Genomic DNA, 26,272 nt, shown 5'->3' with positions numbered 1-26,272 from the left:
GCGGACGTTGCTGGCGTGGATCAGGAGCTTGTGCTGTGATCGGATCAGCCTGGCTCTGAAAGGTAATGATCTATTATGGCGCATCCCCAGTTCGGGCGCGAGTCGCTCCATCGTCTTGTAGGGCTTCCCCTGCCGGCCCGCCCCTGCATGTTGTGTGGCTTGCGTTCACCAAGCGGGGCGCTGTGTCCCTGGTGTCGTCATGCCCTGCTCAGGCCGGTTCATGACTTGCGATGCCCACGGTGTGCGCTGGCCTTGCCGCCCCTGGCCTTGCTGGCCTGCCCGGATTGCGGAGCGGGGCAATTTTCCTTGCAAGCCACCGTGGCCGGGTTTGACTATGAACATCCTGGCGATATGTTGATTCATGCGTTTAAAATTTCCCGTCGGCTGGAGGTGGCAGCGGTGCTGGCGGAATTGATGTTGCAGCAATGGCGCCGTTACGGGCCAGCACTGGATGATGGGTGTCGGGTCATAGCGGTTCCCTCACAACGCGACGCCTTGCGCCGTCGGGGTTTTAACCCGGCAGCCGTGCTGGCTCAGCGCGTAGCGCGTCGTTTGGGTTTAGCGGCATGTCTGCATGTCGTCGCATTGTCGCCACGTCAGGACGTGGCCCAGAAGTTTCTGGGGCGTCAGGCTCGCAGGCAAGCCATGCGGGGTGTTTTTCAGGTGCTGGAGCCGCTTGACGGGCGTGCCGTGCTGCTCATCGATGATGTGTTGACGACGGGGGCCACGCTGGATGCACTGGCGCGTGCCTGTCGTGTGGCCGGCGCCGGCCCGGTGTATGCCTTGGTCGCGGCTCGGGCGCCCTGGAAGTCAACGAGGTTCTAGTCTTTTCTGTTGCGTCGCCAGCTGGCGGCTTTTCTGTGTTTTTTTGGGTTCTTCATGTTTCATATCGTCCTGGTTTCGCCCGAGATTCCTCCCAATACGGGCAATGTCATTCGTCTGGCGGCCAATACAGGCTGTGTCCTGCATCTGGTACGGCCTTTGGGCTTTGAGCTTGAGGACAGCAAGCTGCGCCGTGCCGGCTTGGACTATCACGAATGGGCCCAGGTCAAGGTGCATGACAGCCTTGAAGAGGCGTTGCGCGCCACCGGCACCGCGGCCGATCGGGCTTTTGCTCTGACGACGCGCGGCAGCCATTTGCTGGCGGAGCAAAGCTTCAAGCCGGGTGATGTGTTTGTGTTTGGTCGTGAAACTGCAGGTTTGTCGGCCGAACAGCTTGCATTGTTTCCTCAGGAGCAGCGGATTCGTTTGCCCATGCTGGCTGGGCAGCGTAGTTTGAACCTGTCCAATGCGGTGGCGGTCTGTGTGTTTGAGGCCTGGCGGCAGGCAGGCTATGAGGGCGGGGTGTAAAGGGGGGCTGGTCTGCTTCGCCATGACATGGGGCTGGCAGTGAGGCGGCACAGTCCGTTGAGCTTGGACGGACTGTGCGTGATGGTGGTCGAATCCACAGAAAGATGGCCCTGCAACCAAGAGGTTCGCAGGGCCATTTGCAGAGGAATGAGTCGAGGCTTTTATTCCAGCGACAGATTCAGGCGTTCGATCACCTCATCCCAACGAGCTTTGTCGGCCACGATCTTGTCCGTCAGCGCTTGGGGGGTGGAGGGTTCGGACGAAAAGTAAAAGGCCTTGAGCTTGGCCTTGATATCGTCGCGTTGCAAGATGGTGGTGATTTCCTGGTTCAGACGTTTGACGACATCCTCCGAGGTGTTGTGGGGGACAAAGAAAGCATCCCAGGAGATTGCCTCGAAGTTTTCCAGACCGGCTTGTGCCATGGTGGTTAAGTCCGGCAGCAATTCGCTGGGCTGCAGGGACGTCACGGCCAATGCCTTGACTTTACCAGCCTCAACCTGCGGCATGGCAATGCCTGGAACCATGAAGGCGGCGTCAATGTCTCCGCCAATAATGGCCGTCAGAATTTGTGGAAAACCGGAGTAGGGGATTTGCTCCAGCTTGATGTCGACGGCATGCTCGAGCATGGCCATCGCCAGGTGGGCCGAGCTGCCGGGGCCGACAGAGCCGTAGTTCAATTCACCGGGGCGGGATTTGGCCAGGGCAATGAACTCCTCTACTGTATTGGCGGGTGAGTCAGCCGGTACGACCAGAACGTTGGGGCTGGTGCCAATCATGGAGACAGGCTGCAGATCGTTCAGCGGGTCGTAGCCCAGCGAGGTCTTGTAAAGGGTGGGAGCCGTCACCATGGGGCCGTTAATGGTCAGCAGCAGGGTGTAGCCGTCGGGCTTGGCATGAGCAACAAAGCGGGTGCCGATATTGCCGCCTGCACCCGGGCGATTGTCCACAATGATGGTCTGCCCCAGGGCCTGGGAAAGGGGTTCGGAAATGGCACGAGCCAGCGCGTCAGGCGAGGAGCCTGCCGGGAAGGGCACCACCATCTGAATGGGACGTTCAGGCCAGCTGGACTGGGCCTGAGCAGCCTGCGCCAGCAAACCGGTGCAGGCCAGCCCCAGCACGGAGCGGAGCAGAAGATCACGAGAACGAGCAAGCAATGACATTGTTTTGATGTTGAATAAAAAGACGGTTGACCGCCGGCCTGACAAGGAGAGGCCAGACCAGATGGCAAGCGGGGTTAATGGCCTTCCTGCTTGGCCTCGCGAGTGAGCAAGGCGTGGACGGCTTCACGCGGGGAGAGCTGTTCAAATAGAATCTGGCAGACCGCGGCGGTAATGGGGAGTTCAATGTGGTGCGCCTTGCCCATCTCCAGAACCGCGCGGGCGCAGCGTACCCCCTCGGCCGTAATGCCGGTGGCCAAGATGCTGTCCAGGCTTTCTCCGGCGCCCAGCGCCAGGCCAACTTGCCGGTTGCGGGAGAGCTCGCCGGTCGCGGTCAGGACCAGATCTCCCAGACCGGCCAGTCCGAAGAAGGTTTCTGCGTGACCGCCCAGAGCGACACCCAGACGCTGCATTTCAGCCAGGCCTCGGGTAATCAGGGCGGCACGGGCGTTGTGGCCCAGGCCCAGTGCGTCGGCAATGCCGCAGGCAATTGCCATGATGTTTTTGACAGCGCCACCGACTTCCACACCGATCATGTCGGTGCTGGTGTAGAGGCGGGCTTGCTTGCCATGCAGAGCGGCCAGGGCGATGTCCGCCATGGAGGCGGGTTGGCAGGCCAGGGTCAGGGCGACAGGCAGGCCTTTGGCCACTTCCAGCGCGAAAGAGGGACCAGACAATACGGCCCGGCCTAACCAGGGGCGCTCAGGCAGGCTTTCGCGCACAATCTGATGGGGTAGTAAACCGCTTTCCTGATGAAAGCCTTTGCAGGTCCAGACCAACAGGACAGGATGACGGCGTGTGGCGGGCAAGTGCTGCGCCAGGTCCACACAGGTCTGTGCCAGACCACGAACAGGCACACCCAGAATGATGAGGGCGGGCCCGGTATCGTCGGCCAGTGCGAAATCCATGACGTGCTTCAGATTGTCGCTGGCTTGTAGCGATTCGGGGAGCAGGACATCGGGCAGGTAGGCGTGATTGCGATGATCCTGCCCGATGGCATGAGCTGTGGATGATTTGCGCGCCCACACCATCGTGGGAGCCTGGAGGCTGGCCAGGGCGGCCAGCGCCGTGCCCCAACTGCCTGCGCCCAGGACTGCGACACGAACAGGAGTGTGCGCGTTTGACATCATCAGGCCTGCAAAGGCTGGCCGTCAGTTTGGGCTGCGCCCTGTTGCTGAGCCAGGCGCTGCTCGTACAGGGACTGGAAGTTCACTTCCGTCAGATGCAGGGCAGGCAGGGACGTACGGTTGATGGCGTCGGCCACGGCAGCGCGCAAGTATGGGTACAGCATGGTGGGGCACACAATGCCCAGCAAGGGCTCGAGCTGCTCTTCAGGAATGTTGGCAGCTTCAAAAATACCGGCCTGGGTGGCTTCCACCAAGTACATGACCTTGTCGCCAATGCGTGTGGTCACTGTGGCGGTCACGGTGCTTTCGTAAACCGTGTCAGCCAGGCGCTGGCCGCCCACATTGATGGACACCTCCACGGAAGGGGCCTCTTGCTCCAGAAAGATCTGGGGGGCATTGGGCATTTCGATGGACAGGTCTTTGATGTAGGTGCGCTGCAGGCTGAAGCTGGGTTGTTGAGCTTCTTGTTCAGCGGCTGTGTTGTTCTGGTCGGCCATGGGTGATCCTATGGGATAAAAAAATGGTTAGAAAAAAAATCAGGCAGCCAGCAAAGGCAGCAGACCACCTTCACGGTCCAAAGCGGCCAGATCATCGTAGCCACCTACATGGGTGTCGCCAATGTAGATTTGGGGAACCGTACGTCGACCGGTACGCTCCATCATCAGGGCGCGCTGTTCCGGTTCGCGATCAATCAGGATTTTATTGATTTCGGTGACGCCGCGTTGTTTGAGCAGCATTTCAGCGCGCACACAATAAGGGCACACCATTGTGGAGTACATCGTGACTTTTGCCATGAGAGCCTCGTAGAAGGAGAGCTTACGATTTTTTGACGGGCAGACTGGCCTGCATCCAGCCCTGGATACCGCCTTCCAGTGTGTAGGCCTGCTCAATGCCATGTTTGCGCAGAACCGCAACGCTGCGTTGGGCGCTACGGCCAGTTTCACACACCAGGATGACAGGTTTGTCTTTGGGCAGGCTGTTGGCCTTGGCGTCAAGGTCGGCAGCCGGGATGTTGCGCGATTGCGCAATTGCCGCGGTCTTGAACTGATCGGCGCTACGTAGATCAATCAAAATAGCGTCTTTCTGGTTTACCATCTGTACCGCTTCAGAGCTTGAAACTGCGCGCCCGGCACGGCCTTTGAAAAAGCTGGGTATTAACAGCATAATGCCGGCAAGCACCGCAATTGCTAAAATTAGAAGATTGTTCTGACTTAAGATGAAGTCCACGTTAAATCCTGTTGATTACCAAGAAAAGCAAGAAAAAAAGGTCGGATCACACGATTATAGAGTGGCGCCAATTTTTCAACCTCGAGGCTGTTTTTACCATGTATAAACTTGTATTGATGCGGCACGGCGAAAGCCAGTGGAACCTGGAGAACCGGTTTACTGGCTGGACCGATGTCGATCTTACCGAAACCGGGCGCCAACAGGCAAAGCAGGCCGGTGATCTGCTCAAAGAAAACGGCTTTGAGTTCGACCTGGCTTTTGCCTCGGTCCTCAAGCGCGCTATCCGTACCCTTTGGATCGCCCTGGATTCGATGGACGCCATGCACACTCCTATCGGTTTGAGCTGGCGTTTGAACGAACGCCATTATGGTGCTTTACAAGGCTTAAATAAAGCCGAAACCGCACAAAAGTACGGAGAGGATCAAGTTCTGATCTGGCGTCGTGCCTATGCAATCGCTCCTGATCCCGTTGCCGAGGATGATCCACGCAACCCACGCTTTGATGCTCGTTACGCCCGTGTGCCGGCCGATGAATTGCCGCGCACCGAATGTTTGCAAGACACCGTGGCCCGTGTCGTGCCGTTCTGGGACGAGTCCATTGCGCCGGCCATCCGTTCCGGACGCCGTGTTCTGGTAACCGCTCATGGCAACAGCCTGCGCGCTTTGATCAAGCATCTGGACGGCATCTCCGATGAGGATATTGTTCACCTGAACATTCCGACCGGTCAGCCACTGGTATACGAGCTGGATGAGAACCTGCGTCCTATCCGCCATTACTACCTGGGCGACCAGGAAGCGATTGCGGCCCAGATGCAAGCGGTCGCCAATCAGGGCAAGGCGCAGTAAACAATGTGGCGCTACAGCGTTTGCCTGTTGCTGGCAGCCTGGACCTTTCCGGTACTGGCTGTGGACCCGGATCTGGCCGCGCGCCAGGCCCAGGCTCAAAAGCAGCAGGCAGAGCTGCGCCAGAAAATCGAATCCTTACGCAAGAGCATTGACAGCAGTGAAAGCTCTCGTCGTGATGCGGCCAATGCCTTGCGTGAATCCGAGCAGGCGATCTCCGATATCGATCGCACGCTGGCCCAGATCGAACAGCGGCAAGAGCAGTTGCACGAGCAACTGGGCACCCTAGGCAAGCAGATTCGCGAACAACAGGCGCTTAAAGCGCAGCGTCAGCAGGAACTGGCCGAGCAGTTGCGCGCGCAGTACGCCAATGGCGTCTCTCCCTGGGCCGCCCTCTTGTCCGGCGATGACCCCAACGCCATCAACCGCGAGTTGTATTACTTGGGCTATGTGTCGCGTCAACAGACCGAGCAGGTGCATCAGGTGCGTCGTACTGTAGAGCGACTGGATCGCCTGCAGGCTCAGCTTGCCGCGCGTGAAAAAGAACAGGAGCAACTGGCTGCTGAGGCGGCTGCCCAGAAAGTGGCCTTGCAGGAACAGAAAGAAAAGCGGGCCAAGGTGGTGGCGGACATCAGCGCGGAGCTCGAGCGCCAGCGTGGCCAGGCAGCCAATTTGCAAAGCAATGACAAGCGCCTGGGAGACTTGATCTCTGGGCTGGAAACCGAGATTGCCCGCCAGGCCGAGCTAGCCCGCCGTGCTGAAGAGCAACGTCGCCGGGAGGCCGCTCGTCGTGCCGAGGAGGCGCGCAAGGCCGAGCAGCTTCGCCAGCAGGAATTGCGTCGCAAGGCCGAGCAGGAGCAGGCCGCCCGTGAGCAGGCGCGTCTGGAACGCGAGCGGGAGCTGTTGGAGCGCGCCCGCGCTACTCAGCCACCATTGCCGCCAGCCCTGCCGCCCAGCAAACCGGCGCCAGCAGAGCCGGCACAAGCCATTCCGCGTCCGCCCTTGACCTACACGCCACCGACGACAAACGAGCGGTTGCTGTCTGATAGTCTGGAGGCCTCATCCGAGCCTAGCGAGCCGATTGGCAAGCCTGTTGCTCCCAAGGTGCGGGAGGTGCAGGTGGAGGAAGAGCCTGTGGAGCAGTCTGCCGCGCCTGCCTTGGAGCCCGAAGGTGGATTTCAGGGCTTGAAGCGGGGCTTGCCCTATCCCGTGCGGGGACAAGTGCAAGGCAAGTTCGGTGCCGAGCGGCCTGACGGCGGTATTTGGCGTGGTATTGTGTTGCGGGCGTCAGCCGGCACTACGGTCCGTGCGGTGGCCCCCGGTCGGGTGGTCTTTGCCAGTTGGATGACCGGGTTTGGTAATTTGCTGATTATTGATCATGGGCGCGACTACCTGAGCGTTTACGCTTATAACCAGAGTACGCTCAAGCAGGTCGGTGATGTCGTGGGGCGCGGAGACGCTGTTGCGCGGGTGGGGGCGACTGGCGGGCAGGTTGAGCCGGGCCTGTATTTTGAGTTGCGCCATCAGGGCAAGCCCATTAATCCGCAGGTTTGGCTGGGGCCCTGAGTTTTTTTGGGCCGCCGTTTACTTTTGCTCGCATTTGTAGCGCAGGGTAGCGACTCAAGCCCAGTTCACGCTGGTCGGCGCTTTACGCTACTCTTATAATGCATGGTCGGGTCAGCTCCGGGAGGTGGCCCCGTCTTGAATCTGAAAATAATGGGAATGTGCATGAGCACTCGAAGGATTGGCAGCATTGGACTAGTGGCAGCAGGTGCTGTGGGCGGTATTTTGATCAGCCTTGGCATTACTGCGGTCGCTCAACGCGGCGAGCCATTGCCTTTGCGCGAACTGCAACAGTTCGCCAATGTGTTCGCTGCCATCAAGAACACGTATGTGGAACCTTTGACGGATCAGACCCTGGTCAATAATGCGATCAAGGGGCTATTTACCGATCTGGACCCGCACTCGGCCTATCTGGATGCGGATGCGTTCAAGGAAATGGAAGCCATGACCCAGGGCGGGTTTGGCGGTCTGGGCATAGAAATCGGTAGCGAGGACGGGATGCCCAAAGTCATCTCGCCGATTGAAGACACACCGGCTGCCCGTGCCGGCATTCTGGCTGGCGACATCATCACGCACATCAATGGCAAACCGACCAAGGATTTGAGCCTGAATGATGCAGTCAAGCAAATGCGTGGCGAGCCCAATACATCGATCAAACTGACGATTCGTCGTGCTGGCCGGGACAAGCCGCTGGAATTCAATCTGGTGCGCGATGTCATCAAGGTGCGCAGCGTGCGCTCCAAGATGCTGGCTGACGATGTGGCCTACGTGCGCATTGCCCAGTTCCAGGAACGCACGGCGGCTGATCTGATCAAGCAATTGTCCGAAGTCTACAAAGGCCCTGGTGCACCGAAAGGTTTGGTCATTGACCTGCGCAACGATCCTGGTGGCTTGCTGGAAAGCGCTATTGGCGTCTCGTCCGCCTTTCTGGATTCGGGCGACCTGGTGGTATCGACCAAAGGCCGTATCCCCTCGTCCAATCGCGAGTATTACGTCAAGTCCATGCAGTCCGTGCTGGGCGAGCTCGACACGGATGCGGACGTCCTGAAAAAGCTGGACTGGCTCAAGACCGTGCCTATCGTTGTGCTGGTGAATGTGGGCTCGGCCTCGGCCTCGGAAATTGTGGCTGGTGCTTTGCAGGATCACAAGCGGGCCACCATTATTGGTAATCGCACCTTCGGCAAGGGCTCGGTGCAGAGCGTGGTGCCGCTGTCCGAGGACTCAGGGCTGAAGCTGACCACCGCTTTGTATTACACGCCTAACGGCACGTCGATTCAGGTGACGGGCGTTCAGCCAGATGTGGTGGTGGACGATACCGCACAAGGTAATTTGTTCCGTCTGCCTCGTGAGGTGGATCTCAAACGCCATTTGCTCAACAGTAAAGTGGATGAAAGCACCGAAGAAGAACAGCCTGATCTGGGTATGAGCCCCGAATTCAAGATGTTCGAGTTTGGTGGTGACGACGATTATCAGTTGCAGCAGGCGCTGAACCATTTGGCGGGACGTCCGGTCATGAAAAATGATCCGGCCAAAGTTGCTGCCGCCAAGCAGGCTGCTGCCCAGCGCGAGAAGGACGTGGCGTCCGAATCGACTGAAAAAAAAAGTCCCCTGAATCAGCAACCCAGCGTTGAGCGGTTCCGAATCACCCCGAAAGGGCTCGAGCCGGTAACTCCGTAAACACAGGCTCTTGACGTGGAAGATCAGCAATTACTGCGCTATGCGCGGCATATTCTGCTCGACGAGTTCGGGGTGGAAGCGCAGGAGCGGGTGCTGGCCTCCCGCATCCTGGTAGTTGGAGCCGGAGGCCTGGGCTCCCCGGTGGTGGCGTATCTGGCGGCTTCGGGGGTGGGCTCCATCATTCTGGTCGACGATGATCAAGTGGAATTGAGTAATCTGCAACGCCAGATTGCTCACACCACTGATCGTCTGGGCTGGGACAAGGTCGAGTCTGCCAAGCTGCACATTGAGCAGCTCAATCCTGAAGTCAAGGTCACTCCTGTCGTTCAGCGTCTGGACGAAGCGGGCTTGATGCATTGGGTTCGGCAAGTCGATTTGGTGCTGGATTGCTGCGACAACTTTGCGACCCGCCACGCCATTAACCGCGCCTGCGTGGCCCTGCGTAAACCATTGGTGTCCGGTGCGGCGATTCGTTTTTCGGGGCAGGTCAGCACCTATGACCTGCGTCAGCCCGACGCCCCTTGCTACCACTGCCTGTTCCCCGAAGCCGATGATGTTGAGGAATTGCGCTGCGCTACCACAGGCGTTCTGTCGCCTTTGCTGGGTATGGTGGGTAGTGCGCAAGCAGTCGAGGCCTTGAAGCTGTTAGGCGGCTTCGGAGAGCCCTTGGTCGGCCGCTTGTTAAGCGTGGATGCCTTCAACATGAATTGGCATACGGTGCGTTTTCGCAAAGATCCGGCCTGCCCGGTATGCGGTACCCGAGCGGTGGAACAGCGCCATCAGGTTTGATTTTTTTCTGACCGCTGTTTCTGTCGGTGAGTCAAGAGCAGAAAAATGGCCGCTCTTGACGACACATCACTGAAAAAGGGAATTGGCTCGCTATCGTGACAGGGATGGTAAGGCCCTTAGAGGCGTGGCCAGTTCTTGACCAGTTGGGCGATGCGGTTGATGCGGTGATCGACATAAGGGCTGCGGCCATGATACATGGCGCTAAAGGGAGTGCCCGCGTTATAGATGTGGATGGTTTGCATCCCCAGCTGTCGGGCGCTTTTCAGATTGCGCAAGGTATCTTCCACCAGCACAATGTCGCGAGCCTGCGCCTTGAGCATGGCCAAGGCCTGCTTCATCAGCGCCTGCGAGGGCTTGGGGCGATAGCGACCTTGCAGTTGCATGTGCTCAATAGCCCACAGGCCATCAAAAACCGGTAGCAAATTCAGTGCCTTCAGAACACGATGTGCGTAGTCCTGGGGCGCGTTGGTCAACAACAGCTTATAGCCCGGTAGGCGGCGCAGCTGGTAGGCAAGGCCCGGCTCGGCACTGATCAGGGAAGGCACATCAAAATCGTGCGCGTGCTTGAGGAAGGCCGCCGGGTCGGCGCCGTGATGGCGATGCAGGCCAATCATGGTTGCGCCATAGCGTTGCCAGTATTCCAGACGCAGCCGGTCGGCCTCGTCCATGTCTACACCCAGGGTTTGCGCCACGCCGATGCGCATGCGCCCGTCAATAGCCTGAAAAATGCCTTGAGAGGCATTGTGCAGGGTGTTATCCAGGTCAAACAGCCAGATGGTCTCATCGGGCTGGCAGGCAGACAAAGGCCGTGCCCAGGCATGGGCACGGATTGGAGCGCGCACGGATTAATGCGAGCTGATCATGGTGCCAACACCACGGTCAGTCAGGATTTCCAGCAGCAGGCAATGGGGAACACGTCCGTCGATGACATGGACGGAATTGACCCCGTTGCGGGCGGCATCCAGAGCCGAGGAAATCTTGGGCAGCATGCCACCGGAGATTGTGCCGTCGGCAAAGAGCTCGTCAATCGTTTGAGCCGACAGGCGGCGCAACAACTGGCCTTCCTTGTTCAGCACGCCGGGGGTGTTGGTCAGCATGACCAGTTTCTCCGCACTGAGCACCTCGGCCATCTTGCCGGCCACCACGTCGGCATTGATGTTGTAAGCCTGACCGTCCTCGCCGTATCCAATCGAGGAGATCACGGGGATGAACTGGTCATCTTGCAAGGCTTTGACCACCTCGGGCTGAATGCTTTCGATATCGCCCACAAAACCGATATCGAGCAGTTGGCCGGGGTGCTCGGCGTCAGGCAGCATTTTTTTGGTGACACGAATCATGCCACCGTCCTTACCTGTCAGACCGACGGCCTTGCCGCCGGCTTCATTGATCATCATGACGATGTCTTGCTGTACCTGACCACCCAGAACCCACTCCACCACTTCCATGGTTTCAGCGTCGGTCACGCGCATGCCCTGGATAAAAGTGCCTTCCTTACCCACGCGCTTGAGGGCGTCGTTGATTTGGGGGCCGCCACCGTGCACCACAACGGGCTTGAGGCCAACCAGCTTGAGCAAGACCACATCATGGGCAAAGCTGCGCTGCAAAGCTTCTTCGGTCATGGCATTGCCACCGTACTTGATGACAACGGTTTTGCCGTGGAAGCGACGAATATAGGGCAGGGCCTCGGACAAAACTTCTGCTTTGACGGTCGAGGAATAATTCTGCGGATCTGTGGTGCTCATTGATGCGCTCACTTGAAGAAAACCCGGGTCCACTGCTGGTACCCGGGGTTATGTGGCTGGGGCAAAAACAGGAGCTTAGCTGCTGGCCAGGGCTTTTTCGACAGTAGCAATGAACTCCTGCTTGTCGTAGTTGCCCAGGTAGCGCTTGATGATGTGACCCTGTTTGTCGAGTAAAAAGGCAGTGGGCGTCAGACGGACGTCCCCAAAGGCCTTGGCGATATCGCCCTTGTCGTCATGGACAACCGTGAACGGCAGTTGGCGGGACTGGGTGAAATTACGCACGTAATTGATGGGGTCGTGCTTCATGGCGACGGCCACGATATCAAATCCCTTGCTGGACAAGGCATTGAAGTTCTCAATGTTGTCAGGCATTTGCGCAACGCAGGTGGTGCAGTCCGTGGCCCAGAACTTCACCAGGACTACTTTGCCTTGCAGATCTTTGGTCTCAAAGCGTTTGCCATTGAGGTCGGTGAAGGCGACGTCCGGGGCGCTGGCCTTGGCGCTGCCGGACATGGTCCATACGCCCAGACCTACAGCGATGGCAACGACAAAGGCAATGATGACTACTTTTTTCATTGGACAGGCATCACTTCTACAGAAGAGGCGGGAGCAGGCTGTGCTGCCGGAGCCGCTGTGCCAGCGGGGGCAGTGCTTGGCTGATTGTTGGTGCTAAAAGGTTGTGCCAGGCTTTCGGCGCTGACGTACTCAAAGAGCTTGACCACTTTGTTCACGCCGGGCACGCTGGAGGCGGCAATCGCGGCGCGTTCGCCCTCTTCGTGAGTGACACGGCCCAGCAGGTAGACTACGCCACGCTCGGTTGTGGTGGAGATCGTGCGGCTAGGCACGTCCTTGGCGTTCAGCAAGGCGGTGCTGACCCGGGTGGTAATCCAGGAGTCGTTCGAACGCACACTCAACGGGGTGGGCTCGCCCACGCGCAATTCATTGACCACGCGAGTGACTTTGTCGACTTTGGAGACCAGACGTCCCGCCTCTTCCTTGTCAGCCTGGGTGGGCACATCCCCCGTCAGCAGGGCAAGCCCGGCGTAGGAGGTGGTGTTGATGCGACCTTCCTTGTTCTCCAGCAGGCGACGTGTTTCCGCGCCGGCTTTCATGACAATGGTTTTGTCCTCGACCTGTTCGCCTGTGGTGCGACGGTCGGTAGCTACGACAGCGGTCGTGGCGGCAGCGCCGCCGACCACCAGTAGCCCGCAGCCGGTCAGTGTGGTGCTGGCCAGCAGGGCGGCCAGAATCAAACGGTGTTTCATAGGGGATCTCCCAGCAGCAGGGCATCAATGCCATCGCACATGGCATGCAACAGAACAATGTGTACTTCCTGAATACGCATGGTTCGATCGTGCGGTACGCAAAGATGAATGTCTGTGTCCGAGAGCAGCTCGGCGATTTTTCCGCCGCCTTTGCCTGTCAGGGCAATGATGACCATATCGCGCTCGCGGGCGGCCTCGATGGCGCGGATGACATTAGGCGAGTTGCCGCTGGTGGAGATGGCCACCAGAATGTCGCCAGTCTGGCCCAAGGCACTGACCTGGCGTTCAAAAATACTGTCAAAGCCGTAATCGTTGCCCACCGCCGTCATGATCGAGGTATCGGTGTTCAACGCAATGCCGGCCAAAGGCAGGCGGTCGCGCTCAAAACGGCCCACCAGCTCTGCAATAAAGTGCTGGGCGTCGGCTGCTGATCCGCCGTTTCCGCAAGCCAGAATCTTGCCGTCGTTAGCCAGGGTGGCAAACAATAGCTCGACAGCGGCGGCCAAAGGTTCGGCCAGTTCGCGGGTGCTGGCTTTGAGGGTATCGACGGAATCGTCGAAATGCGAAGTCATTAAGGCGATAAGGTCCATAGCGCGCATTATCGCACGGAGAATTTCCCTGTGGGGCAGGCAGAACGTGTCATGTTGAAAAAAACGCCACGGTATTGAAACCAGATGCTGTATCCGGATTGAGATAGGGGCAGGTGCCCGATTTTTTCTATAGGACAGTGTCCTTGCCGAAAAATTCCCAGCTAGTCAGGCCTGGTTGGAACGGGCTCAAGTTTGTTCGAAGGCCTGCTGGACCCAGGTCAGGGTATCGCCTTCAATCGCGATCACGTCAAAACGGCAGGCTGGCAGCCGGCCATGAAAATAGCGTTGGCTCAGGATTGGCAGCCAGTGTTGGGCGGCCAGGATCAAGCGCCGTTGCTTATCCCGGTTTACACTGGCAAGCGCCCCTCCGTAGGTCTTGTGATTGCGCTGGTGCACTTCCAGAAACACAAGTTGCTCTTGATGGCACAGGACCAGGTCAATTTCCCCAAAGCGAGTACGTAATTGGCGGGCCAGAACGCGGGCTCCATGAGCGAGGACATGTTCGCAGGCGCGCTGTTCGGCCTGATCGCCGCTTGTCTGACTGGGAGAGCGCCTGGGCTCGGCCTTTCTGCTTGCTGGGCGACGCTGCGGTTTGCGTCGCAGTTGCCGATTTTGAGCCTGGCGGGCGTAGTCAAAGAGGTTCATAGGGATACACGATGATGAATAAGCAGGATCGAGCATGAGCGATACCGAAAACCGGACAGTGAACGCGGCAGTCTGGCAAGGCATGATGGACAAGGTACAGGGCCAGGTCTGGCCATCCTCTTGTCTGTATGTGGTGGCCACGCCCATTGGCAATATGGGAGACCTTAGCCTGCGCGGCTGGCAGGCGCTGGAGCTGTGTGACATTATTGCGGCCGAGGACACACGGGCAACGCGCCCTTTTTTACAGGCCTGGGGCATACAAACGCCGCTGATGGCGGCTCATCGTCACAACGAGGCGCAGGCGGCTCAGGCCATTATTCAGCGTCTGGAGCAAGGGCAGCGAGTGGCCTTGGTGTCGGATGCGGGGGCACCTGCTGTCAGTGACCCGGGTGCGCGTGTGGTGCGCTCAGTGCGGCAAGCCGGGTTTCAGGTCGTGCCTTTGCCCGGAGCCTCGGCCGTTATTGCCGCCTTGATGGGTAGTGGCGCCACGAGCGACGAGAACCCTGCATTTGCGTTTGCCGGCTTTATGCCGCCCAAGACGGTGGCGCGTCGCAAGTGGCTGCAGCATTGGTCCAGCCTGGGCATGCCGGTGTTGATGTTCGAGTCGCCCCACCGCCTGCGTGCCGCCGTGCGCGATATGCAAGAGGTATGCGGCCCAATGCGGGAGCTGACTTTTGCGCGTGAACTGAGTAAACGTTTCGAGCAGATTCACACCGTGCCCCTGGGGCAGGCTCTGGCCTGGCTGGATGAGGACAGTCACCGGGAGCAAGGGGAGTTTGTGCTGATTTTGCATGAGGCCCCGCGAGAGCCTGATGAGGATGCGCCCGTTCTGGATGCAACTACGCAGCGGTGGATGAAGGCCCTGCTGGAGCAGGTTTCATTGCGGGACGCCGCCCGCATTGCCAGTCAGGCAACCGGGATTTCCCGCGATGTACTCTATGCCTGGGGCTTGGCAAACGCGCCCCAAGGCTAGTGAGCTGGAGCCGGTCGGATTGCTTCTCCCAATACCTTAGCGCACAGCGACAGAGGGGCTCAGACCGGTTTTTTGCTTGATGCGGTAGGCCGCGTTAATCGCTTCGGTGCGATTGGGGTAGGGCCCGATCTGTACGCGGTACAGATCGTTGTGGGTCTGAACCTGGGCATCGCGGTATTCCACCTGCGCTATCTGGCGATTGAGCTGTTGCGCCAGGGCGGCGGCATTCTCTCTTGCAGAGAATGCGCCGAACTGGAGGTAAACCCGGCTTTGACCCGAAGGAGCCTGCGGCTTGCTGGTGTTTGTTGTCGTCGCCTGCACAATCAACTGCTGATCGTTGGCATCGCTGCTCCAGCTGGGGGAATCATCCAGCTCTATCGTCAGCTCTTCTTGCGGCAGGGCAGACAAGGCATCGGGCGTAGGCTCCAGCGTTTCCGTGATGGTCAGGCTGGATTGGGGTTCGGCGATGGCCAGTGTGTCGAGGGGTGTTTCAGCCTCGGCCTGGGCCAGCTCAATGTCGCCCTGCTCAAAGCTGCCATTACGTATTTCTTCCTCGGTAATCGCTTCCACCAGGACAGTGCCGCTGCCGGGCGCAATCAAGTCCAGCTTGGCTGCCGCGACGTAGGATAAATCGATGATGCGTGAGCTGTGAAAGGGGCCGCGATCGTTGATGCGCACAATGACAGATTTGCCTGTCTTGGGCCGGGTCACACGCGCATAGCTCGGAATAGGCAAGGTGGGATGGGCCGCCGTCATGGCATACATATCGTAGGTTTCGCCATTAGCGGTTTTCTTGCCGTGAAACTTGCGTCCATACCAGGAAGCGGTGCCGGTCTGGGTAAAGACTTTGTGGGAAGTATGAGGAACAAAGCTTTTGCCGAGCACGGTATAGGGACGGGTATTGCTGCGGGCGATCGGTTCTATGCGAGGGGTGGCGTTGGGAGTGGCGTGCAGATTGGCCGGTATGCGAGAGTGGGGGCCATCGTCTTTGTAATAACCTCCGCCTCGCGGCGCTGAAACGGTGGCCCCCGGTTTGGCTTTGGGTTTGGCGCGCTTGGGGCTGGATGAGCACCCGGCCAGCAAGACCAGTATGCTCAGCACGGCGCCTAATTTGTAAAAAAGGGAATGACTCATGGGACGGGATTGATAGGCGGTTGGTTGCGATGGCGTACCAGCAAGGGCGCATAATCGGCAAAACGCAGTGCCAGTTGTTCCGCTACATAGACAGAGCGATGCTGACCGCCCGTGCAACCAATGGCTACAGTCAGATAATTGCGAGTGTCCTGCATATATAAAGGTAGCCAGCGCCGCACGAAACCCGCGATGTCATCGATCATGGTTTCCACGGAGCCGAACTGGGCCAGCCATTTGGCCACTGGCTCGTCCCGGCCTGTCATGGGACGCAGTTCGGGGTCGTAGTGCGGGTTGGGTAGACAGCGCACGTCAAATACCAGATCGGCATCGCCGGGCACGCCACGTTTGTAGGCAAAGGACTCAAAGGTCAGCACCACGCTGGCCCGATCGGCCTGCACCAGATCGCGAATCCAGGCGCGCAGCTGGCCGGGTGTCAGGTCCGTGGTGTCGATAATGTGGCCCAGTTCGCGCAAAGGAGCGGTCATTTCCCGCTCTGCTTCGATGCATTCCTGCAGCGAGGGGGAGCGGCCGTCCTGACGGAGGCGGTCTGTCAGCGGGTGACGGCGACGCGATTCCGAGTAACGCTGCATCAGAGTGTGATCGCTGGCATTGAGAAACAGTACGCGCAGGGCATAGCCTTCTTCGTTCAGCTTGCTGATGACTCCAGGCAGGATGTCCAGATCACCGGCGCCGCGCACGTCAATGGCGACGGCCAGTCGCTCCAGCCCCTGTTCAGCAGAACGCTGAACAAATTCGGCCAGAAATCGGGGAGGCAGGTTGTCTATGCAGAGATAGCCGGTATCTTCCAGCAGACGCAAGGCAACTGATTTTCCCGAACCGGATATGCCGGTAATCAATACAACTTTCAGCATTGTGGCAAAAGGCTCCGAGTCGCTGCCCGGCAGGCGGGCGGCGGTTAGGTGAAACAGGACAAAGCCCTCAGGGCACGCTGAGTGCGAATGGCCCTGGGGTGCCTAGTCTTCGCGGCTATTCATGATAGCCAGTGCCTGGCGTTCGATGAAATCGCCCATGGTGTCAATGCCGCGGAAAGCGAGGATGGTATTGCGCACCGCCGCTTCCACCAGCACCGCAAGGTTTCGGCCTGCGGCCACCTGGAGCATGACACGTTTGATGTCGACCCCCAGCACTTCCTGCGTCTGGTCCTGGGTGGGCAGACGCTCGAAACTGTCGGGGTTGGAACGGACCAGGTGCACGATTAGTTTAAGCTTCATTCTACGACGAACGGAGGTTTCGCCGAAAATGGTGCGTATGTCCAGCAGACCCAGGCCCCGTACCTCAAGCAGATTTTGCAGTAGGGGTGGGCACTGACCGTCAATCATGTTGGGGGCGGTGCGGGACAGTTCGACCGCATCGTCTGCCACCAGACCGTGACCACGCGAGATCAATTCCAGCGCCAGTTCGCTTTTTCCCAGTCCCGACTCGCCGGTAATCAGTACCCCCAAACCCAGCACATCCATAAAGACACCGTGCATGGTGGTTTTCGGGGCCAGACGTCTGCCCAGATAAATGCGCAGCAGATCAATGAGCTGGGCGGCATCAATAGGCGTGTAGAGCAGGGGTACGCCTTGTTCTTCGCAAAACTGGATCAGGTCGTCGGGAGCGACGGCGTCATTGGCGATGAACAGGGCGGGAACTCCGCCTTGCCTGAGATCATCCAGGTGATGCAGGCGACGCTTGACGTCAAAGCGACTGTAGAAAGAGAGCTCTTCGGGGCCGAAAACCTGAATGCGGCCCGGATGGATCAGGTTCAGATGGCCGACCAGATCCGCGGCAGAAGCACCAAGGTCGGGGATGGGGCGCAGGGCAGCATGTTTTCCGGCTGCCCAGCTTACCTCGAGCTTGTCGTGATTATCATTGACCAGTTCTTGAACTGTCAGCATCGGAATGTTCCGCGTTGAGATCGGGGGTCTGGGTCAGGAGCTGGTGTATTTGAACCGGGTCCGTTTCCTGTGCCAGTGCCTGACGGATATCCTGATCGGCCATCAGGCGGGCGATCTCGGCCAGCAAGTCCAGGTGGATTTGAGTGGCCGTCTCGGGAACCAGCAGAAAGAACAGCAGGCTGGCGGTACGGCCATCGCTGGGATCGAAACGCACCGGCTCGGCCAGACGCATGAAAACGGCACAAGGCTCCTTGAGGTCCTTGATCCGACCGTGCGGCACAGCAACGTCGTGACCAAGAGCGGTGGAGCCCAGGCGCTCGCGAGCGATCAGGCTATGGAAAACGGCTGTCCGGGCAATGCCGTGATGGTTCTCGAATATTAGTCCGGCTTGTTCAAAAGCGCGCTTCTTGCTGGTGACAGCAAGATCTAGAACCACGTTGGACAAAGGCAATATACGCGACAAGAGATTCATGACGGCCATTATAGGGGGGAATGTTTTTTAGCTAAACATTTTTTGGATGGCTAACAACAGGCGGACAGATACGCCCTGAAACACAAAACCCCGAACTTATGAAAAGTACGGGGTTTGTTGGCAGGGCTATGCCTGCTGTACCAGTTCGGCGTGATCAGGCAGCCGGAACTTCGAGCCGCTTGGCGGGCTCATGCGCATGGCTGTTTGCCTTTTCCTTGTATTTCAGGATCTGTCGGTCAATCTTATCGGCCAGCAGATCAATCGCGGCATACAAGTTCTCGTCTGAAGATGCGCAATGAATATCTTTGCCGGGGACACGGACGGTCACTTCGGCAGTGTGCTTCAGACGTTCAATGGAAAGCATAACCTGCGAGTCAACCACATTGTCGAAGTGCTTTTCAATTCGACCAATTTTGCTTTTGACGTAGTCGCGAATGGCAGGAGTTATGTCAAGATTACGGCCAGTGATGTTAAGGCTCATATAGGCTCTCCGTAGTAGTCAAACAACTTGTTCTAGAGGGGGGATATCGTCGTCTTTAGCCTCCTTACTACTGATCTTGGATATCCCAGTATACCTATATGTGGGTCAGATAACATGACCTGAATCAATCTGTGATGTGCAGGAAAACCCTTGGCCCCGCCCGGTCCGGTTACCAGGCTTGAAATTGGCTTACATCCGGAAGTTCGATCCCAGATAAACCTTGCGCACAGCTTCATTGTCGATGATTTCGGACGGATGCCCGCTGGTCAGAACGGTGCCCTCACTGATGATGTAGGCCCGGTCGCAAATGCCCAGTGTCTCGCGCACGTTATGGTCGGTAATCAGCACGCCGATGTTGCGCCCCTTGAGAAATTGCACAATGCGTTGAATCTCGATCACGGCAATCGGGTCCACCCCGGCAAAGGGCTCGTCCAGCAGAATAAATCGCGGGTTGCTGGCCAGCGCACGGGCAATTTCCACGCGTCGCCGCTCGCCGCCTGACAGGGAAAGGGCGGTGTTTTGCCGGATATGCCCGATCTGCAGCTCGTTAATCAGGGTTTCCAGGCGCTCGTTGATGTCTTGCTTGCTGATGTGGCGGCCGTTCTCGTCCAGTTGCAGTTCGAGTACGGCGCGGATGTTTTCCTCTACGGTCAGACGTCGAAAGACAGACGCATCCTGCGGCAGATACGACAGGCCCAGCCGTGCGCGCTTGTGCATGGGCATGGCGGTAATGGGCGTGCCGTCAATTTCGATGCGGCCAGCATCGGCAGGCACAATGCCTACGATCATATAGAAGCTGGTGGTTTTGCCAGCTCCGTTCGGGCCGAGCAGGCCTACCACCTCACCGCTTTCCACATTCAGGGAAACGTCCTGCACAACGGTGCGTTTGCCGTAGGTTTTGCGCAGGCCTTGTGCAATCAGGCTGCCTTTGGTCGAGTGGCTGGCGCGGGTGGGGGTAGACGGGTTGTTAGGAGCAACCATGGTTCAGGGGTGTCCGGTCTATTTGCGGGAGGAAGACTTGCGTTGGCATTCGGCCAGGGCTGCATCGGCATTGGCGCGGGGGCGCGCCACAGAGCGTACGCGACCGTCTCGTGTGGCGGAGTCGGCTCCCCCGAACGCTTGGTACGTGCCGTCTTTTTGCCGGTAGATCACGCGTTGCCCCTGAATGGAGTCTTGCAGTTTGCCGCAAATATAACGATTGACCACCGCCTTGCCAATGAGCTCGACCTCTTCGGTCTTGCCGTTGTAGATGGCCCGAACGCCTTCGGCCGTGATCAGCTCAAATTTGGCCGGGTCTTCTTGTCGAATCGTGACACGGGGGCGTTCACTGACGGTGGCCGTTCCATGCTGGAAGCCTTCCGCATCCTGTTCGATTGCGAGCTGGTCGGCCATCAAGGTCATGGCGCCGCGCGTCAGGATGATGTTGCCTTTGTAAACCGTTTGCTTGGCAATATCGTCGTAGGTCAAGGTATCGGACAATACAGAGGTGTCCGGTTCGGCAGCCGCCGAGGCCGCTGCCTGGGCCAGGGCGGGGGCCGCAGGCAGCATGGCCAGAGCGCTTGTGCTCAGGCACAGGGCCAGGGCACCGCGCACGAGGCCAAAGGAGAGCATGGGCTTGTGGCCCAGGCGGGCGCTGTCAGGCGTAGTCATGGAGGGGAATCCTTAGAGCTATTGGAGGAACGCGCTTTTTGTGTTTGCTGGCCCGAGATTTTAACGTCGGATTCCGACATGACGTTCAATTGGCGAACGCGATTGTCGTAACGCATTCCGGTGCCGCGCATGGTGGACTGGCCGTTCACGACCAATGCCGGTTCGTTGGTGTACACCACGTCTTCCTCGGGCAGGATGATCAGCACTTCGCTGCGCACGTCCATTGCCTCTTCCTCGGGCGTGGCCTGTCGGTGGATATGGGCATTGCCCTTCATGGTGATGACGTCACCGCCTGCATTCATATGGGCGGTGTCCGAGGTGGCAATCGTCAGGGGCGAGTCGGGCCGGTTGCTGACGGCCCGCGGGGAGGTGATGTCGTGTGAGTCGTCATCGGGGTAGTGATAGGCAATTTCTCCGTCCAGGCGGCTGATTGCCATGCCCGTTTCATCGGAGCTGATCATGGTGAAATTGCGCGCCCAGGAGTCGGGCTCGTGGGTAACACGGCGAGGGGGATCAATCGCGACCGAGCGTTGCGTGTAATCGACCGCCCACAGCGTTGCCAGTACCAGCAAAGCCAGCAGCAACAGGGAAATGAAGGTAGGTAGACGGTCGCGCATGATTACTGAATGACTCCCGTGGTCTTCAAGGGGCCCCCGGTGATAAAAGCGGCAAGGCGTCCCTGGGAGGCCAGGATGGCATCACAGCACTCACGTACTGCGCCGTGGCCGGCAGGCTGTGTGGCCACCCAGCTGGCGATCTGGCTGATATAGAAGGGCGCTTCAGGAACGCTGGCGGAGAACCCCACGCGCTGCATGGCAGGCAAATCGATCAGATCGTCGCCCATATATCCCAGCTCGCTCAGGGACAGACCATTTTCCTGTGCCAGCTGCGTCAGCACGGCAATTTTGTCGCGTACGCCCTGGTGGACGAAGGGAATGCCCAGTTCGGCAGCACGACGTGACACGATACCGCTTTCACGCCCCGTAATCAGAGCCACGCCGATGCCACTCTCGCCGAGCATGCGCAAACCATGGCCATCGAGCGCGTGAAAGCTTTTGAATTCCTCGCCGTTCGCGCTGTACCACAGGCGTCCGTCGGTCAATACGCCATCCACGTCAAAGACCATCATGCGCAACTGGCGCAACTGGTTTCGAACGAGTTCGGGCAGCTTGGCCAGAATTTGGGCTTCAGCGGGGTGAAGCGGGGCAGTGGGCGTGTTCATCATGATCAGATTACCTTTGCAGCCAACAGGTCGTGCATGTGCAGAGCTCCCAATAGTAGCCCGTTTGCGTCCAATACCAGCATTTGGCTGATGCGCAGGGCATCCATTTGCTCGGCCGCTTCAATGGCCAACGCCTCGGCGGCAATGCTGCGCGGTTCACGCGACATGCCTTCGGACACGGGCAGATTTCGTATGTCGCCTGCGCGCGCAATCAGGCGGCGCAGGTCCCCGTCGGTGAACAGGCCCACCGGCCGGCCCTGGGGATCGGTGACGATCGTCATGCCCATTCCCTTGCTGGACATTTCGATCAGGGCATCAGGGACCAGGGTGTCGGGGGAAACGACGGGTAACTGCTCGCCGCTGCGCATGATGTCGCGCACAAACGTCAGGAGTTGTCGGCCCAGCGCTCCACCTGGGTGAGAGCGGGCAAAATCCTCACGGCTAAAGCCTCGGGCCTCCAGACAGGCGACGGCCAGCGCATCACCCAGGACCAGGGCGGCGGTGGTGCTGGCCGTAGGGGCCAGGTTGAGGGGGCAAGCCTCATGCTCGACATGGGCATCCAGGTGCAAATCGGCGTTCTGAGCCAGTTCGGACTGGGCGTGCCCTGTGATGGCAATCAGCTTGGCACCCATGCGCCGCAGGACGGTCAGCACCGTGACCAGCTCCTGGGCCTGACCCGAATAGGAAATGGCAATGACCACATCCTGCTTGGTAATCATGCCCAGATCGCCATGCAGGGCCTCGGCGGCGTGCATGAAAAAAGCCGGCGTGCCAGTCGACGCCAGTGTCGCGGCGATTTTGCGCGCAACGTGGCCAGACTTGCCGATGCCGGTCACCACTACCCGGCCCTGACAGTGCACGAGCAACTGGGTGGCTTGGACAAAGTTCTGGTCCAGGCGCTGACCCAGCGCCTGCAACGCCTCTACTTCAATGGCGAAGGTGCGTCGTGCCGAGGACAGAATGTGTTCGGGATCGAAATGTGCCGGTGTATTCATGGCGGAATTGTAAACGTGAAGTGTGCGCTTGGCATGCTGATTCGCAGGAGGCACATTGTACGATCAGAAGCGTTTGGACCAGTGGCGGGCGTAATAGTTTAGGGTTAAGATACGTCTTGTTTTGTAATTTCAGTAATTACTGAAAATTCAGGAAGCCATGAATCTAGGACCACAGGCAGAACGTTTTATTCTGCACTTTGGGGAAATGGGCGGGCGCTGGGGGGTCAACCGAACGGTAGGCCAGATTTATGCGCTCTTGTTCATTACACCCGAACCCCTCCACGCCGACGAGATTGCCGAAACGCTGGGCATCTCCCGTTCCAATGTCAGCATGAGCTTGCGCGAGCTGCAGTCTTGGCGTCTGGTCAATATGACGCACAAGATCGGCGAGCGACGCGAATATTTCGAATCCCCCAAGGATGTCTGGGATATTTTTCGTACCTTGGTGGAGGAAAAGCGCAAGCGCGAGATTGACCCCACATTAACCTTGTTGCGCAGTATCCTTATGGAAGCGCCCGTCAATGATGAAGAAGCATACGGGCAGCAGCGCATTAACGAAATGCTGGAGTTGATTGAGTTGGCTTGTGGGTGGTTTGACGAAGTTCATCACTTGCCGCCCGAAACCCTGCAAAATCTGATGCGCTTAGGTAGCAAAGTTCAGAAGGTGCTGGGTTTCGCCGGAAGGATTCGCAAAGCTGATCAAACTGGGGGTCGTCATGATTGATCTGGATGTCGTTACCTTGTCGCGGTTGCAATTTGCTTCCACCGCGATGTTTCACTTTTTATTTGTGCCCTTGACGCTAGGCCTGTCTTTTTTGCTGGCCATCATGGAAAGCGTGTATGTCATGACGGGCAAGGCCATCTGGCGCCGCATGACCAAGTTCTGGGGAGTGCTCTTTGGCATTAACTTTGCCTTGGGTGTGGCCACCGGGATTGTGATGGAGTTTCAGTTCGGCATGAACTGGGCTTATTACAGTCATTATGTGGGCGATATTTTTGGCGCTCCGCTTGCCATTGAAGGTTTGATGGCTTTTTTCCTGGAAGCCACTTTTGTCGGCCTGTTCTTTTTTGGTTGGGATCGTCTCTCCAAGCTGGGGCATTTGATCGTCACCTGGTTGGTCGCCATTGGCACCAACCTGTCGGCCCTATGGATTCTGGTCGCCAACGGCTGGATGCAGAATCCGGTAGGCGCCATCTTCAATCCCCATACCATGCGTATGGAAATGACTGACTTTGCCCAGGTCATTCTCAACCCTGTCGCGCAGGCCAAAGTCGTGCATACCGTCAGTGCCGGTTATGTGCTGGGGGCCATGTTCGTGATGGGCATCAGTGCCTGGTACTTGCTGCGCGGGCGTCATATCGACCTGGCCAAGCGTTCGATGACCGTAGCCGCCAGTTTTGGCTTGGCCGCTTCCTTGTCTGTCGTGGTCCTGGGTGACGAAAGCGGTTATCTGACGACCGAACATCAGCAAATGAAAATTGCAGCCATGGAATCCATGTGGGAGACCGAGGAAGCGCCTGCCAGTTTCAATCTGATTGCCTGGCCCGATCAGGAGGCCCGTGAAAACCGCTTCGCCGTGGAAATTCCCTGGGTGATGGGCCTGATCGGGACACGCTCGGTCAGTACGCCCATGCTGGGCATCAATGAGCTGGTAGAGCATGCCAAGATCCGTATTGCCAATGGCTTGCGCGCTTACGAGGCCCTTCAGCTGGTTCGCGCCGATGCCAGCAATATTGAAGCCCGCCGGGTCTTTGATAATAACTGGAAGGATCTGGGCTATGCGCTGCTGCTCAAGCGCTACACGGATGACATCACCAAGGCAGACACCGACACGATTGCTCAGGCTGCCTGGGATACGGTGCCACAGGTCGCTCCCTTGTTCTGGAGCTTCCGTGTGATGGTGGGTCTGGGGCTGTACTTCATCCTGTTCTTCATTGTGGCCTTTGTGCTGGCATCGCGTGACCGCCTGCAACGCCACCCACGCCTGCTCAAGGCGGCTGTCTGGAGTATCCCTCTGCCTTGGATTGCCATCGAGTGTGGATGGTTTGTGGCCGAGTTTGGACGACAGCCCTGGGCGATTGAAGGCGTTCTGCCTACCTACTATGCAGCTTCGGGCCTGTCCTTTGTAGACCTGATGATCAGTATGAGCATCTTTTTGCTGCTCTACTCCACCCTGGCGGTGATTGGCATCAAGGTCATGCTGCACTCAATACGCAAAGGCCCGGACGAGGGGGGCGAGACCGCTGCACCGTCCGCCTTGTCTTATGGTTCGCGCAACGCGCCGTTGCTGCGCGGTTAAGGAGGGGAAACCATTATGGATAGCCTGATTCTTCTCGATTACGACACCTTGCGCATCATCTGGTGGTTGTTGCTGGGCGTTTTGTTGGCTGCTTTCGCCATCATGGACGGGGCTGATCTGGGGGTGGCCATGGTGCTGCCGCTGGTGGCGCGCAGTGATGACGAGCGGCGTACGCTCTACAACGTGATTGGCCCGGTCTGGGAAGGTAACCAGGTCTGGCTGATTGTGGCCGGCGGGGTGGCTTTTGCCGCCTGGCCTTTGCTGTATGCGATGGCATTCTCGGGTTTTTATCTGGCCATGATGCTGCTGCTGGTGGCCCTGATAGTGCGCCCGGTTGCCATCAAGTACCGCAGCAAGCTCAGTTCTACGCGCTGGCGTCGTAACTGGGATGCGATCTGGACCGCCTCCGGTGTGGTTTGTGCCCTGGTGTTCGGAGTCGCGATTGGCAATGTCATGCTGGGTGTGCCGTTTGGCTTTGACGAAACCACGCTGCGTCCCCTGTATCAAGGTAACTTTTTTGGTCTGTTCCAGCCCTTTGCCATCCTGTGTGGATTGCTCAGCATCCTGATGCTGGCCTTTCAGGGCGCGGTCGTGGTGGCCTGGAAAGGCAGCGATCAGGTCGCTCGACGTGCTCGTGCCTGGGCCATGCCGTTGGGATTGCTGGCCATCGTGGCGTTTGCTGCCGGTGGCTGGTGGATCACTGCCATGAATGGCTACAGCATGCCTTGGCCGGAAGTGGCCCATGCCATGTCCAACCCGATTGGCAAGACAGTCGAGATGGTCGAAGGCGGATGGTTAGCCAACTACCGAACCTGGCCCGCTTTGTGGGCGGCACCGATTATCGGTTTTGCAGGCCTGTTGCTCGGGGCTTTGCTGGCGGGACGTGGTCGTGGCTTGCTGGCCCTGCTGTTCTCGTCCCTGGCACTGGCCGGCATCATTCTGACCTTTGGTTTTGCCGTGTTCCCTTTCCTGCTGCCATCGTCCTTGAATCCCGGCTCCAGTTTGACCTTGTTTGATGCCTCGGCCAGTCACCTGACCCTGTGGATCATGCTGCTGGTCACGCTGGTGTTTCTGCCCATCATCGTGCTCTATACCTCGTGGGTGTACAGCGTCATGCGTGGCAAGGTATCGGTTGCCAGCATGAAAGATTCTTCTCATTCTTACTAAGGA

31 protein-coding genes are annotated in these 26,272 nt (G+C 58.4%); 10 read left to right on the top strand and 21 right to left on the bottom strand.

Annotated features, from left to right (window positions below):
• The first annotated feature begins 75 nt into the window (after nucleotides 1-75).
• Both RSQ48_RS15255 and RSQ48_RS15250 read left to right on the top strand, forming a co-directional pair.
• Nucleotides 76-825: a ComF family protein gene (locus tag RSQ48_RS15255; protein WP_230406213.1), complete on the top strand. Its 750-nt coding sequence runs from the start codon at nucleotides 76-78 to the stop codon at nucleotides 823-825.
• A gap of 54 nt (nucleotides 826-879) precedes the next feature.
• Nucleotides 880-1,350 (top strand): tRNA (cytidine(34)-2'-O)-methyltransferase, encoded by a 471-nt coding sequence (locus tag RSQ48_RS15250; RefSeq protein ID WP_336579948.1) that lies wholly within the window; start codon nucleotides 880-882, stop codon nucleotides 1,348-1,350.
• 161 nt (nucleotides 1,351-1,511) lie between these two features.
• On the opposite strand, the gene RSQ48_RS15245 is transcribed toward RSQ48_RS15250, so the two are convergent.
• From RSQ48_RS15245 to RSQ48_RS15225, 5 genes are all read right to left on the bottom strand, one after another.
• Nucleotides 1,512-2,510: a Bug family tripartite tricarboxylate transporter substrate binding protein gene (locus RSQ48_RS15245; protein WP_003802156.1), complete on the bottom strand. Its 999-nt coding sequence runs from the start codon at nucleotides 2,508-2,510 to the stop codon at nucleotides 1,512-1,514.
• A 74-nt stretch (nucleotides 2,511-2,584) separates the two neighbouring features.
• Nucleotides 2,585-3,637 (bottom strand): NAD(P)H-dependent glycerol-3-phosphate dehydrogenase, encoded by a 1,053-nt coding sequence (locus RSQ48_RS15240; protein ID WP_415301954.1) that lies wholly within the window; start codon nucleotides 3,635-3,637, stop codon nucleotides 2,585-2,587.
• Nucleotides 3,637-4,131: a protein-export chaperone SecB gene (secB, locus tag RSQ48_RS15235; RefSeq protein ID WP_003802152.1), complete on the bottom strand. Its 495-nt coding sequence runs from the start codon at nucleotides 4,129-4,131 to the stop codon at nucleotides 3,637-3,639. Before secB ends, RSQ48_RS15240 begins: the two co-directional genes overlap by 1 nt.
• A 39-nt stretch (nucleotides 4,132-4,170) precedes the next feature.
• Entirely contained in the window at nucleotides 4,171-4,428 is a 258-nt protein-coding gene (grxC, locus tag RSQ48_RS15230) for a glutaredoxin 3 (protein ID WP_003802150.1), read from the bottom strand.
• Nucleotides 4,429-4,450: 22 nt separating this feature from the next.
• A complete protein-coding gene (locus RSQ48_RS15225; RefSeq protein ID WP_237714429.1) occupies nucleotides 4,451-4,798 on the bottom strand; it encodes a rhodanese-like domain-containing protein in 348 nt (115 codons plus the stop codon).
• Nucleotides 4,799-4,959: 161 nt separating this feature from the next.
• Between RSQ48_RS15225 and gpmA the strand changes: the two genes are divergently transcribed.
• The 4 genes from gpmA (at nucleotide 4,960) to RSQ48_RS15205 (ending at nucleotide 9,732) form a co-directional block, all read left to right on the top strand.
• Complete coding sequence (gene gpmA / locus RSQ48_RS15220) at nucleotides 4,960-5,706, top strand: 2,3-diphosphoglycerate-dependent phosphoglycerate mutase (protein WP_219235183.1); 747 nt, start codon at nucleotides 4,960-4,962, stop codon at nucleotides 5,704-5,706.
• Nucleotides 5,707-5,709: 3 nt separating this feature from the next.
• Nucleotides 5,710-7,269: a murein hydrolase activator EnvC family protein gene (locus RSQ48_RS15215; protein WP_003802147.1), complete on the top strand. Its 1,560-nt coding sequence runs from the start codon at nucleotides 5,710-5,712 to the stop codon at nucleotides 7,267-7,269.
• Nucleotides 7,270-7,431: 162 nt separating this feature from the next.
• On the top strand, nucleotides 7,432-8,943 hold the full coding sequence (locus tag RSQ48_RS15210) for a S41 family peptidase (RefSeq protein ID WP_039943413.1): 1,512 nt from the start codon (nucleotides 7,432-7,434) through the stop codon (nucleotides 8,941-8,943).
• A gap of 15 nt (nucleotides 8,944-8,958) precedes the next feature.
• A complete protein-coding gene (locus RSQ48_RS15205) occupies nucleotides 8,959-9,732 on the top strand; it encodes a HesA/MoeB/ThiF family protein (protein WP_415301953.1) in 774 nt (257 codons plus the stop codon).
• Between the two features lie 116 nt (nucleotides 9,733-9,848).
• Here RSQ48_RS15205 and RSQ48_RS15200 read toward each other — a convergent pair whose 3' ends face one another.
• From RSQ48_RS15200 to RSQ48_RS15175, 6 genes are all read right to left on the bottom strand, one after another.
• Complete coding sequence (locus RSQ48_RS15200; protein WP_003802144.1) at nucleotides 9,849-10,574, bottom strand: pyrimidine 5'-nucleotidase; 726 nt, start codon at nucleotides 10,572-10,574, stop codon at nucleotides 9,849-9,851.
• A 3-nt stretch (nucleotides 10,575-10,577) separates the two neighbouring features.
• Nucleotides 10,578-11,474, bottom strand: coding sequence for an acetylglutamate kinase (gene argB, locus RSQ48_RS15195; RefSeq protein ID WP_003802143.1), 897 nt, complete (start codon nucleotides 11,472-11,474; stop codon nucleotides 10,578-10,580).
• A 75-nt stretch (nucleotides 11,475-11,549) separates the two neighbouring features.
• Nucleotides 11,550-12,050 carry a peroxiredoxin family protein gene (locus tag RSQ48_RS15190; RefSeq protein WP_415301952.1) on the bottom strand — a complete coding sequence of 167 codons (501 nt, stop codon included), beginning with the start codon at nucleotides 12,048-12,050 and terminating at the stop codon, nucleotides 11,550-11,552.
• A complete protein-coding gene (locus RSQ48_RS15185) occupies nucleotides 12,047-12,739 on the bottom strand; it encodes a BON domain-containing protein (RefSeq protein WP_003802139.1) in 693 nt (230 codons plus the stop codon). The genes RSQ48_RS15190 and RSQ48_RS15185 overlap by 4 nt, the downstream gene beginning before the upstream one ends.
• Nucleotides 12,736-13,329 carry a phosphoheptose isomerase gene (locus RSQ48_RS15180; protein WP_003802136.1) on the bottom strand — a complete coding sequence of 198 codons (594 nt, stop codon included), beginning with the start codon at nucleotides 13,327-13,329 and terminating at the stop codon, nucleotides 12,736-12,738. Before RSQ48_RS15180 ends, RSQ48_RS15185 begins: the two co-directional genes overlap by 4 nt.
• Nucleotides 13,330-13,515: 186 nt before the next feature.
• Complete coding sequence (locus RSQ48_RS15175) at nucleotides 13,516-13,974, bottom strand: YraN family protein (protein ID WP_415301951.1); 459 nt, start codon at nucleotides 13,972-13,974, stop codon at nucleotides 13,516-13,518.
• Between the two features lie 34 nt (nucleotides 13,975-14,008).
• On the opposite strand from RSQ48_RS15175, the gene rsmI reads away from it, so the two are divergent.
• On the top strand, nucleotides 14,009-14,947 hold the full coding sequence (gene rsmI / locus RSQ48_RS15170; protein ID WP_415301950.1) for a 16S rRNA (cytidine(1402)-2'-O)-methyltransferase: 939 nt from the start codon (nucleotides 14,009-14,011) through the stop codon (nucleotides 14,945-14,947).
• Nucleotides 14,948-14,983: 36 nt separating this feature from the next.
• Here the strand turns inward: rsmI and RSQ48_RS15165 are convergent, their stop codons facing one another.
• From RSQ48_RS15165 to RSQ48_RS15120, 10 genes are all read right to left on the bottom strand, one after another.
• Entirely contained in the window at nucleotides 14,984-16,081 is a 1,098-nt protein-coding gene (locus RSQ48_RS15165; protein ID WP_415301949.1) for a septal ring lytic transglycosylase RlpA family protein, read from the bottom strand.
• Entirely contained in the window at nucleotides 16,078-16,953 is an 876-nt protein-coding gene (gene rapZ / locus RSQ48_RS15160) for an RNase adapter RapZ (protein WP_003802127.1), read from the bottom strand. The genes RSQ48_RS15165 and rapZ overlap by 4 nt, the downstream gene beginning before the upstream one ends.
• Before the next feature lie 102 nt (nucleotides 16,954-17,055).
• Complete coding sequence (gene hprK, locus RSQ48_RS15155) at nucleotides 17,056-17,982, bottom strand: HPr(Ser) kinase/phosphatase (protein ID WP_003802126.1); 927 nt, start codon at nucleotides 17,980-17,982, stop codon at nucleotides 17,056-17,058.
• A complete protein-coding gene (locus tag RSQ48_RS15150) occupies nucleotides 17,954-18,454 on the bottom strand; it encodes a PTS sugar transporter subunit IIA (RefSeq protein ID WP_059318337.1) in 501 nt (166 codons plus the stop codon). Before RSQ48_RS15150 ends, hprK begins: the two co-directional genes overlap by 29 nt.
• A gap of 154 nt (nucleotides 18,455-18,608) precedes the next feature.
• Nucleotides 18,609-18,935: a ribosome hibernation-promoting factor, HPF/YfiA family gene (hpf, locus tag RSQ48_RS15145; protein WP_003802121.1), complete on the bottom strand. Its 327-nt coding sequence runs from the start codon at nucleotides 18,933-18,935 to the stop codon at nucleotides 18,609-18,611.
• A gap of 189 nt (nucleotides 18,936-19,124) precedes the next feature.
• Complete coding sequence (gene lptB, locus RSQ48_RS15140; protein WP_003802120.1) at nucleotides 19,125-19,916, bottom strand: LPS export ABC transporter ATP-binding protein; 792 nt, start codon at nucleotides 19,914-19,916, stop codon at nucleotides 19,125-19,127.
• An 18-nt stretch (nucleotides 19,917-19,934) separates the two neighbouring features.
• The gene (gene lptA, locus RSQ48_RS15135) at nucleotides 19,935-20,585 is read right to left on the bottom strand and encodes a lipopolysaccharide transport periplasmic protein LptA (RefSeq protein ID WP_003802119.1); all 651 of its coding nucleotides are present in this window, start codon (nucleotides 20,583-20,585) and stop codon (nucleotides 19,935-19,937) included.
• On the bottom strand, nucleotides 20,582-21,202 hold the full coding sequence (lptC, locus tag RSQ48_RS15130; RefSeq protein ID WP_003802118.1) for an LPS export ABC transporter periplasmic protein LptC: 621 nt from the start codon (nucleotides 21,200-21,202) through the stop codon (nucleotides 20,582-20,584). Before lptC ends, lptA begins: the two co-directional genes overlap by 4 nt.
• 2 nt (nucleotides 21,203-21,204) lie before the next feature.
• A complete protein-coding gene (locus tag RSQ48_RS15125) occupies nucleotides 21,205-21,810 on the bottom strand; it encodes a KdsC family phosphatase (RefSeq protein ID WP_003802117.1) in 606 nt (201 codons plus the stop codon).
• A 2-nt stretch (nucleotides 21,811-21,812) separates the two neighbouring features.
• Complete coding sequence (locus tag RSQ48_RS15120; RefSeq protein WP_003802116.1) at nucleotides 21,813-22,802, bottom strand: KpsF/GutQ family sugar-phosphate isomerase; 990 nt, start codon at nucleotides 22,800-22,802, stop codon at nucleotides 21,813-21,815.
• A 157-nt stretch (nucleotides 22,803-22,959) separates the two neighbouring features.
• Between RSQ48_RS15120 and RSQ48_RS15115 the strand changes: the two genes are divergently transcribed.
• From RSQ48_RS15115 to cydB, 3 genes are read left to right on the top strand one after another with little or no spacing between them, the layout of a single operon-like run.
• Complete coding sequence (locus tag RSQ48_RS15115) at nucleotides 22,960-23,526, top strand: GbsR/MarR family transcriptional regulator (RefSeq protein ID WP_415301948.1); 567 nt, start codon at nucleotides 22,960-22,962, stop codon at nucleotides 23,524-23,526.
• Nucleotides 23,519-25,102, top strand: coding sequence for a cytochrome ubiquinol oxidase subunit I (locus RSQ48_RS15110; protein ID WP_003802114.1), 1,584 nt, complete (start codon nucleotides 23,519-23,521; stop codon nucleotides 25,100-25,102). Before RSQ48_RS15115 ends, RSQ48_RS15110 begins: the two co-directional genes overlap by 8 nt.
• 15 nt (nucleotides 25,103-25,117) lie before the next feature.
• Entirely contained in the window at nucleotides 25,118-26,269 is a 1,152-nt protein-coding gene (gene cydB / locus RSQ48_RS15105; protein WP_003802113.1) for a cytochrome d ubiquinol oxidase subunit II, read from the top strand.
• Nucleotides 26,270-26,272 lie beyond the last annotated feature (3 nt).

It is taken from the genome of Alcaligenes sp. SJTW-7 (assembly GCF_047716895.1).
Classification (GTDB): Bacteria; Pseudomonadota; Gammaproteobacteria; order Burkholderiales; family Burkholderiaceae_B; genus Alcaligenes; species Alcaligenes ammonioxydans.
The sequence above is the reverse complement of the archived record's forward strand: the minus strand, read 5'-3'. Positions and strand labels throughout refer to the sequence as shown.